This is a genomic window from Ramlibacter sp. (genome assembly GCF_035706265.1).
Classification (GTDB): domain Bacteria; phylum Pseudomonadota; class Gammaproteobacteria; order Burkholderiales; family Burkholderiaceae_C; genus Ramlibacter.
Map to the genome: position 1 here is coordinate 1 of NZ_DASSVG010000524.1, position 9,181 is coordinate 9,181.

The following is a 9,181-nucleotide window of genomic DNA, read 5'->3' on the forward strand; positions in this document are numbered from 1 at the left end:
GGGGAGGACATGACGCTGTTCGCCCGCTATTCCCCCGCCGCCTGGCCGGGGCGGGAGCCGGGCAGCCGCAGCGTTTCGGACGCGACCACGCAGGCGCTGCGCAACGACCCCGCCGCCGGCACTTTCGTCGCGGTCTCCGCGGTGGACGGGCGGCAGCGCACCATGAGCTACCAGCGGCTCGACCACTATCCTTTCTACGTCTTCGTCGGCCGCGAGACGCACGAACTGCTCGCGCCCTGGCGCAGCGAGGCCGCCACCGCCGCGGCCCTGCTCCTGCTGTTCACGCTGACCACGGGCCTCTATTCCTGGACCCACCACCGGCGTGCGAAGGCGCAGGTCGCAGCGCGCACGGCGAAGGAGAAGACCCAGCAGCTGCAGCGCGAGCGCCTGCAGACGATCCTCGACTCGGCGCCGGTGGGCATCGCGTTCTCGGTGGCCGGGCGGCTGCAGTTCGGCAACCCCGCGGCGGTCGGAATGTTCGGCGACCACGCCGGCAGCGACGCCGGCGCCTACTACGCCGATCCGGCCCAGAGGGCGGAGATCGAACGGGAGCTGGCGAGGGGCCGCATGCTGACGCGCGAGGTGCGCATGCTCGATCGGCACCGGCGCGTGCGCGAGATGCTGGCGACCTATGTGCCGGCCACGCTGAACGAGCAGGCGGGCGTGCTGTCATGGCTGATCGACATCACCGAGCGCAAGCGCGACGAGGAGCGCATCCGGCAGGCGACCCGGGCCAAGAGCGAGTTCCTGGCCAACATGAGCCACGAGATCCGCACCCCGCTGAACGCGATCCTCGGGCTCGCGCACCTGCTGCGGCGCGACGCCGCCACGCCGCGCGAGGCGCAGCGTCTGCAGCAGGTCCAGGACGCCGGCGAGCACCTGCTGGCGCTGGTCAACGACGTGCTGGACTTGTCCAAGATCGAGGCCCGCCGGCTCGAGCTCGAATGCGTCGAATTCGGCATCGCGGGCGTGCTGCGCGAGGCGGTGGCCGTGATCGGGCCGCAGGCCCAGGCCAAGGGGCTGCGCCTCGTGACGCAGTGCGACGCCGTGACGGGCCGCGTCCGCGGCGACCCGACGCGGCTGCGGCAGGCCTTGCTGAACTACCTGAGCAACGCGGTGAAGTTCACCCCGCGCGGCCGCGTGACGCTGCGCTGCCGGGTGCAGGAGGAAACGGCGGACCACCTGCGCCTGCGCTTCGAGGTGCAGGACAGCGGGATCGGCATCGCCGCCGAACGCATCCCGTCGCTGTTCCGCCCCTTCGAACAGCTCGATGCTTCCGCTGCGCGCACGAGCGGCGGCACCGGGCTCGGGCTCGCGATCACGCGCCACCTGGCCGAGATGATGGGCGGCACCGTGGGCGTCGAGAGCGCGCCGGGCGAAGGCAGCCTGTTCTGGTTCACGGCCTGCCTGGCCAGGGTCGCGGGCACGCCGTGCGAGGACAGCGCGCCCGCGGCGGACGATGCGGCGGCGGCCCTGCGCCAGCGCCATGCTGGCGCGCGCGTGCTGCTGGCCGAAGACAACGCGATCGGCGCCGAGGTGGCGACGGACCTGCTGCACGAAGCCGGCTTGCAGGTGGAATGGGCCCGCGACGGCGCCGACGCGGTGACGATGGTGCGCAACCGCGATTACGCCCTGGTGCTGATGGACATGCAGATGCCCGGGATCGACGGCCTGCAGGCCGCGCGCGCGATCCGGCGCCTGCCCGGCCGGGCCCTGCTGCCCATCGTGGCCCTCACCGCCAACGCTTTCGCCGAGGACCGCCGGCGCTGCCTCGAGGCGGGCATGAACGACTTCCTGGCCAAGCCCGTCCAGCCCGAAGAACTCTATCGGGTGCTCGCCCGGTGGCTCGATGCGGCCCCCGCAGCGCCTCGCCGGGAGCGCGAGGCGCCGTGGGCCGCCCTGCACGTGCAGGACGATGCGTCCGAGGCCGACCTGCGCTTCGCGCGCATCGCGGCGCTGCCCGGCATGGACGCCGAGCGCGTGCGCGAGTTCGCGTCCCGCCGCGCCAAGTACGTCCGGCTGTTCGGGCAATTGCTCGCTCAATGCGAGGCGCAACTGCCCGTCCTGCGGGCCTGCCTGGCCGGCGGCGACGCCGCGCAGGCGCGCGGCAGCGCGCACTCGCTCAAGGGCGCGGCGGCACTGCTCGGCGCGCAGGCCCTGGCCCACGCGGCCGCCAGCGTGGAAGAGGCGCTCCGCAACGACGCGGGCGAGCACGCGCTGGCCCGCGCGCTCGACGCCCTGCAGGCGGCCCTGCGCCCCCTGCGCCGCGCGGCCACCGCGGCGCCTATCCCATCGACCGAGGAGAGCGATCCATGCACACCCTGAGCACCGCCCCCGTGCACCTCATCGTCGCGGACGACCACACACTCACCCGGGCGGGGTTGGTCCTTCTGCTCGAACAGATCGAAAACGTGGAGGTGGTGGGGGAGGCCGCGAATGGCGAGGACCTGGTGCGGCAGGCCGAGGCGCTGGAGCCGGACCTCGTCTTCACCGATATCGGGATGCCGCGCCTCGACGGGCTCGACGCGATCCGCCGGCTGGCGGTGACACGGCCCGGCGTGCGTTGCGTCGTGGTCTCCATGCACGAGACGGCTGCGATGGTGCGGCGCGCGGCGCAGGCGGGCGCGGCCGGCTACGTGCTGAAGAACGCGTCGGCGCGGGAGCTCGAAGTGGCGATCCGCGAAGTGCTGCGGCGCGGCGCCTACTTCAGCCCCGCCGTCGCCACGCTGCTGCTCGCGCCCTCGGAGCCCGGCCCCGGCGACCTGCTCACCGAACGCCAGGTGGAAATCCTCAGGCTGGTCGCGCATGGCCGCTCGTCCAAGGAGATCGCGAATGTGCTGCAGCTGAGCCCGAAGACGGTCGACGTCCACCGTTCGCGCATCATGGACCGGCTGGAGGCCCGCGACGTCGCGAGCCTCACGCGCTATGCGATTCGGACCGGCCTGCTTCCGGGCTGAAGCGTCGCGCCGCCGTCCGCGCTTGCGGCCCCCGCGGGGCCGGCCTGGCCGCAGAATGAAAGCTCCCGCGGCGGCGCCGCGCCTTCCGCACCGACGCGTCCATGACCGATCCACATCCCGAATGGGCGGCCTGCATCGGCCGCTTCCAGCTGTTCCACGACGCGCAGCTCGCGCTGATCCGCGAGGGCCTGGCACTGGCGCCGCGCTGCGCCGTGCTGATCGGCTCGGCCTTCCAGGCCCGCTCGCCGCGCAATCCCTTCACCTTCCAGGAACGGGTCGAGACGATCCGCCTGGCCTTGAGCGAGGCCGAGCGCGCGCGGGTGGACTTCCTCGCCATCCGCGACGTCTTCGACGAGCAGCGCTGGGTCCGCCAGGTGCGCACCGCCATGGCGAAGCTGACCGGCTCGGACCGCACGCGGGTGGTGCTGGTGGGCCACCGCAAGGATCCCACCACCGAATACCTGCACGACTTCCCGGGATGGGCGCTGCACGACATCGGCCGCCAGGGCGAGATCCACGGCAAGGCGCTGCGCGCGGCGCTGTTCGGCGGCGCCTGGCTCGAAGCCTCGCTGGCGGCCATCGCCGACCAGGTTCCGGCGAGCACGGCGGAATTCCTGCGCGCCTGGGCGCAGCTGCCCTTCCTGCACAAGCTGCGCGAGGAGTGGGCCGAGCTGGCGCAGGAGCACGACAAGTGGGCCGGCGCGCCGTATCCGCCGGTGTTCGTGACGGTCGACGCGGTGGTGCGCATCGCCGACCAGGTGCTGCTGATCCGGCGCGGCCGCGCGCCGGGCAAGGGACTGCTCGCGATGCCGGGCGGCTTCATCGAACAGCGCGAGACGGCCTGGCAGTCGGCGCTGCGCGAGCTGGCGGAGGAGACGGGCTTCGAGCTGCTGCCCTCGGAGATGGAGCACGCGCTGCAGGCCATGCGCGTGTTCGACCATCCCGACCGCAGCCAGCGCGGCCGCGTGATCACGCACGCCTTCTACTTCGACCTGGGCGCGCGCATGCTGCCCGAGATCGCCGGCAGCGACGATGCGGCCGAGGCCCGCTGGGTGCCGATCGCGCAGCTGCCCGCGCTGGAAGAGCAGTTCCACGACGACCACTTCCACATCCTCGATGCCTTCCTGGGCATCACGAAGGACGTCTAGCGCGACATGAGCGAGATGCTCAAAGGCCAGGGGTGTTCGCCGGGCACGGCGTCGGCCGCCAGCTCGAAGCGGAAGCGCAGGTGCAGGCTTTCGCGCCACAGGCCCCGGCCGGCGGCCTGGCGCGCAGCCATCGCGCCGGCGCCGCCCACTTGCAGCGTGCCGTCGAGGCCCTGGATCTCGGCGCTGCGCACGGGGCCGTCCTGGCGCTCGAACACCAGCACGTAGCCTTCCTGGGCATTGCTCTGCACCGTCACTTCCAGCGGCACGGCCGGTTCGACGTAGCCGCGGGCAATGTCGGCCGGCGAGATGGTGAGCGAGGAGGGCGGGGCCACGCGGATGCTGGCGTGCCGCAGGATGGTGGCGCGCACGTTCAGGGTGGCGCTGGCGGAAGGCGCACCGCCCTGCGCACAGGCCAGGGACGCCAGGCCCAGGGCTGCTGCTCCTGCGATCCACTTGCCTGCACGGAGGGCCTGCCTGCCCGACTCGGTTCTCTTCGTCACCCAGTCAGGTTAGGTGCGCACCTCCTGCGCCGCAGTGGCAATATGGAGCGCGATCCGTAGGTCGATGGCCTACGCCCCGTGCCGCTGTTACAAGCGGCTCACGTCACCGGCGCCGGATTGAACAGCACCAGCTGGTTGTGCAGCTTCCACTGTTCGGCCCAGGTCTTCCTGCGCCCGCTCGCGACATCGAGCATCAGGCGGAACAGCTCCCAACCCACTTCCTCGATCGTCGCCTTGCCTTCGGCGATGGCGCCGGCATTGACGTCCATCAAATCGTGCCAGCGCCGGGCGAGATCGCTGCGCGTCGCGACCTTGATCACGGGCACTTCCGCCAGGCCGTAGGGCGTACCGCGGCCGGTGGTGAACACGTGCAGGTTCATGCCGGCGGCGAGCTGCAGCGTGCCGCAGATGAAATCGCTGGCCGGGGTGGCGGCGTAGACCAGGCCCTTCTGGCCCTGGAGCTTCTCGCCCGGCGGCACGACGGCCGCGATCGGCGCCGAGCCCGACTTCACGATCGAGCCCATCGCCTTCTCGACGATGTTGGACAGGCCGCCCTTCTTGTTGCCCGGCGTGGTGTTGGCGCTGCGGTCCACGCTGCCGCGCTTCAGGTACTCGTCGTACCAGCCCAGCTCGCGCACGATGGCCTGCGCCACTTCGGGCGTGGCGGCACGGGCCGTGAGCTGCGCCACGCCGTCGCGCACCTCGGTGTTCTCCGAGAACATGATGGTGGCGCCGGCGCGCACCAGCAGGTCGGCGCAGAAGCCGACCGCGGGATTGGCGGTGACGCCGGAGAAGGCATCGCTGCCGCCGCACTGCACGCCCACCACCAGCTCGCTGGCCGGCACCGTCTCGCGCCGGCGCGCATTCAGCCGCCGCAGGTGGACCTCGGCCTGGCGCAGGATGGATTCGACCATGGACATGAAGCCGACGTGGCCCTCGTCCTGCAGGCACACCACGTCCAGGCCTTCCGCTTCGTCGCGGGCCTCGGCGATCGGGATGGTGCCGGGCGGCATCAGGCGCTCGGGCTGCAGCTTCTCGCAGCCCAGGCTCACCACCATCACCTCGCCGCCGAAGTTCGGATTCAGGCTGATGTTGCGCAGCGTGCGGATCGGGATCACCGCGTCGGGCGCGTCGATCGCCACGCCGCAGCCGTAGCCGTGTTCGAGCGCCACCACACCGTCGACATTGGGGTACTTCGGCAGCAGCTCGGCGCGGATGCGTTCGATGGCGAAGCGGGTGACGCCGGCGACGCACTGCACGCTCTGCGTGATCGCCAGCAGGTTGCGCGTGCCCACCGAGCCGTCGGCGTTGCGGTAGCCCTCGAAGGTGTAGCCCTCCAGCGGCTCCATGGCACGCGGGCGCGCCGTGGCCATGGGCAGGTCCACCAGGCTGCGCGCCTCGGGCATGCGCAGCAGGCGCTCGTGCACCCAGCTGCCGGCGGGGATATCGCGGTCGGCGTAGCCGATCGTGACGTCGTAGCGGCGCACGGCGCTGCCGACCGGCAGGTCCACCAGCGCCACCTTGTGGCCTTGCGGCACCTTTTCCTTCAGCGTGAGCCCCGAGGCGAAGACGGTGCCGGCGGGCAGGCCGCCGTCATTGGCCACGATGCCGACGTTGTCGGCTTCGTGCATGGTGATGTAGAGGGGCTGGCTCATGGAGAGGGAGCGTTCAGCGCACCAGCGCCGGCTTCTTCGGATCGAACTTCCACCCCGGCACCAGGAACTGCATCGCGACCGCATCGTCGCGCGCGCCCAGCCCGTGCTGCTGGTAGAGGGCGTTGGCCTTCTGCAGCTCCGCCTCGTCGATCTCGATGCCGAGGCCGGGCTTCTCCGGCACCTGCACGTAGCCGCCTTCGATCTTCAGCGGCTGCTTCGTCAGGCGCTGCCCGTCCTGCCAGATCCAATGCGTGTCGATCGCCGTCACCTTGCCCGGCGCGGCGGCGCCGACGTGGGTGAACATGGCCAGCGAGATGTCGAAGTGGTTGTTGGAGTGCGAGCCCCAGGTGAGGCCCCAGTCCCGGCAGGTCTGCGCCACGCGCACCGAGCCGGCCATCGTCCAGAAGTGCGGATCGGCCAGCGGGATGTCGACCGATTGCAGCGCCAGGGAATGGGCCATCTGGCGCCAGTCCGTGGCGACCATGTTGGTCGCCGTCGGCAGCCCGGTGGCGCGGCGGAATTCCGCCATCACCTCGCGGCCGGAGAAACCTTCCTCCGCGCCGCACGGGTCTTCCGCATAGGCGACCACGCCCCGCATCTTGTGCCCGAGCCGGATCGCGTCCTTCAGCAGCCAGCCGCCATTCGGGTCCAGCGTGACGCGCGCTGCGGGGAAGCGCTCGTGCAGCGCCGTCACGGCCTCGACTTCCGCGTCGCCGGCCAGCACGCCGCCCTTCAGCTTGAAGTCCTGGAAGCCGTAGCGCTCCTGCGCCGCTTCGGCCAGGCGCACCACCGCTTCGGGCGTGAGCGCCTCCTCGTGGCGCAGGCGCAGCCAGTCGTCCTGCGCTTCGGGTTCGCTGGCGTAGGGCAGGGTGGTCTTGCGGCGATCGCCGACGAAGAACAGGTAACCGAGCATCTGCACCGCCTCGCGCTGCTGCCCTTCGCCGAGCAGCGCCGCGACCGGCACGCCGAGGTGCTGGCCTTGCAGGTCGAGCAGCGCGGATTCGACCGCCGTCACGGCATGGATGGTGGTGCGCAGGTCGAAGGTCTGGTTGCCGCGGCCGCCGGCGTCGCGGTCCGCGAACTTCGTGCGCATCGCGTTCAGGATCGCCTGCAGGTTGCCGATGGCCTGGCCTTCGACCAGCGCGCGGGCGTCTTCCAGCGTCTGGCGGATCTTCTCGCCGCCGGGGACTTCGCCGAGCCCGGTGTGGCCGGCGTTGTCCGTCAGCAGGAGGATGTTGCGCGTGAAAAAGGGCGCGTGCGCGCCCGACAGGTTCAGCAGCATGCCGTCCCGGCCGGCGACCGGGACCACACGCATGGTCTTGACGACCGGAGTGCTCATGCTCAATCCGCCGTGATCTTGCGCGCTTCGATCAGCTGTTTCCACTTCGCGTATTCCGCCGCCTGGAACTTCGCGAACTGCTCCGGCGTGTTGGCCACGATCTCGAAGCCTTGCGCCAGCAGCTTTTCCTTCACGGCCGGATCGTTCACGGATTCGGCGATCGCCGCGTGCAGCTTCTGCTTGACGTCCGCCGGCAGGCCCTTCGGCGCCGCCACCGCCTGCCAGGACTGCACCTCGGCGCCCTTGATGCCCTGTTCGTCCAGCGTGGCCACGTCCGGCAGCAGCGGCGAGCGCTTGGCCGAGGAGATGCCCAGCGCGCGCACCTTGCCGGCCTTGATGTGCTGGATGATGCTGTTGATGTTCACGAACGCGGCATCGACCTGCGCGCCGAGCAGGTCGTTGATGGCCGGGCCGCCGCCCTTGTACGGGATGTGCAGGCCCTGGGTGCCGGTCTGCTGCCAGAACAGTTCGGCCGAGAGGTGGTCCGACGAGCCGTTGCCGGAGGAGGCGAAGCTCAGCTTGCCCGGGGTCTTCTTCAGGCCGCCCAGCAGGTCGGCGACCGTCTTGTAGGGCGAGCTGGCCGGCACCACCAGCACGTTGGGCGCCTGCACGATCACCGTGACCGGGTCGAAGTCCTTCAGCGCGTCGTACTGCACCGCCTTGATCAGGTGGGGCGCGATCACGAACGGGCCGAGGGAGGACACGAACAGCGTGTAGCCGTCCGGTGCTGCGCGCTTGACGAAGGCGGCGCCGATGGTGCCCGTCGCGCCCGGCTTGTTGTCGATGATCCAGGTGCCGCCCAGCTTCTCGGGCAGCTTCTGCGCCAGGATGCGCGCGATGGCGTCGGTGGAGCCGCCCGGCGGGAAGGGCACCACCATCGTGACGGTCTTCTCCGGCCACGCGGCGAACGCCGACACGGCGGCCGCGGCCAGGGCCAGGCCCATCAGGGTCTTCTTGATCATGCAGTCTCTCTCCTTGGGTAAAAACGCTTGCTTCTTACTGCGGACCCAGCTTGCGGATCAGCGCGGCAAGTTCTTCCACTTCCTGCGGCTTCAGGTCCGACAGCGGCGGGCGCACCGGGCCCGCGCTCTTGCCGACGATGGTGGCGCCGGCCTTGACGATGGTCACGGCGTAGCCTTCGCCCTTGTTGCGGATGGCAAGGTAGGGCAGGAAGAATTCGTCGATCAGGCGGCCGGTGGTGGGGGTGTCGCCGGCCCAGTAGGCGTTGTAGAACTCCATCGCCGTGCGCGGGATGAAGTTGAAGATCGCCGAGGAATAGGTGGGCACGCCCAGGGCCTTGTAGGCGTGGGCATAGACCTCGTGGGTCGGCATGCCGCCGATCATGGCGAAGCGGTCGCCCAGCTTCTGGCGGATCGACACCATGCGCTCGACCTCGCCGGTGCCGTCCTTGAAGCCGATCAGGTTGGGGCAGCGCTCGGCCAGCTTGAGCAGCGATTCGGCGCTCAGCTTGGTGGCGCCGCGGTTGTAGACGATCACGCCGATCTTCACGCTCCTGCAGACGGCTTCGACGTGGCGGACCAGGCCGTCCTGCGTGGCTTCGGTCAGGTAGTGCGGCAGCAGC

At 70.8% G+C, this 9,181-nt stretch carries 8 protein-coding genes; 3 read left to right on the forward strand and 5 right to left on the reverse strand.

Features of this window, described 5'->3' with window-relative positions; translation table 11 throughout:
- From VFM98_RS18740 to VFM98_RS18750, 3 genes are all read left to right on the forward strand, one after another.
- Window positions 1-2,325: ATP-binding protein (locus VFM98_RS18740; RefSeq protein WP_325111412.1), on the forward strand; the 2,325-nt coding region annotated here is incomplete at its 5' end.
- Window positions 2,313-2,957, forward strand: a complete 645-nt coding sequence (locus VFM98_RS18745) for a response regulator transcription factor (RefSeq protein WP_325111413.1) — start codon at window positions 2,313-2,315, stop codon at window positions 2,955-2,957. The genes VFM98_RS18740 and VFM98_RS18745, both read left to right, overlap by 13 nt.
- 101 nt (window positions 2,958-3,058) lie before the next feature.
- The gene (locus VFM98_RS18750) at window positions 3,059-4,105 is read left to right on the forward strand and encodes an NUDIX domain-containing protein (RefSeq protein WP_325111414.1); all 1,047 of its coding nucleotides are present in this window, start codon (window positions 3,059-3,061) and stop codon (window positions 4,103-4,105) included.
- Here VFM98_RS18750 and VFM98_RS18755 read toward each other — a convergent pair.
- The 5 genes from VFM98_RS18755 to VFM98_RS18775 form a co-directional block, all read right to left on the reverse strand.
- On the reverse strand, window positions 4,102-4,605 hold the full coding sequence (locus VFM98_RS18755; protein ID WP_325111415.1) for a hypothetical protein: 504 nt from the start codon (window positions 4,603-4,605) through the stop codon (window positions 4,102-4,104). The two genes, VFM98_RS18750 and VFM98_RS18755, sit on opposite strands and share 4 nt — an antisense overlap.
- A 98-nt stretch (window positions 4,606-4,703) precedes the next feature.
- Complete coding sequence (garD, locus tag VFM98_RS18760; protein ID WP_325111416.1) at window positions 4,704-6,260, reverse strand: galactarate dehydratase; 1,557 nt, start codon at window positions 6,258-6,260, stop codon at window positions 4,704-4,706.
- Window positions 6,261-6,273: 13 nt separating this feature from the next.
- Window positions 6,274-7,599, reverse strand: a complete 1,326-nt coding sequence (gudD, locus tag VFM98_RS18765; protein WP_325111417.1) for a glucarate dehydratase — start codon at window positions 7,597-7,599, stop codon at window positions 6,274-6,276.
- 2 nt (window positions 7,600-7,601) lie between these two features.
- Window positions 7,602-8,558: a tripartite tricarboxylate transporter substrate binding protein gene (locus VFM98_RS18770; RefSeq protein ID WP_325111419.1), complete on the reverse strand. Its 957-nt coding sequence runs from the start codon at window positions 8,556-8,558 to the stop codon at window positions 7,602-7,604.
- Window positions 8,559-8,595: 37 nt separating this feature from the next.
- The coding region (locus tag VFM98_RS18775; RefSeq protein ID WP_325111418.1) for a 5-dehydro-4-deoxyglucarate dehydratase at window positions 8,596-9,181 on the reverse strand (586 nt) is incomplete at its 5' end.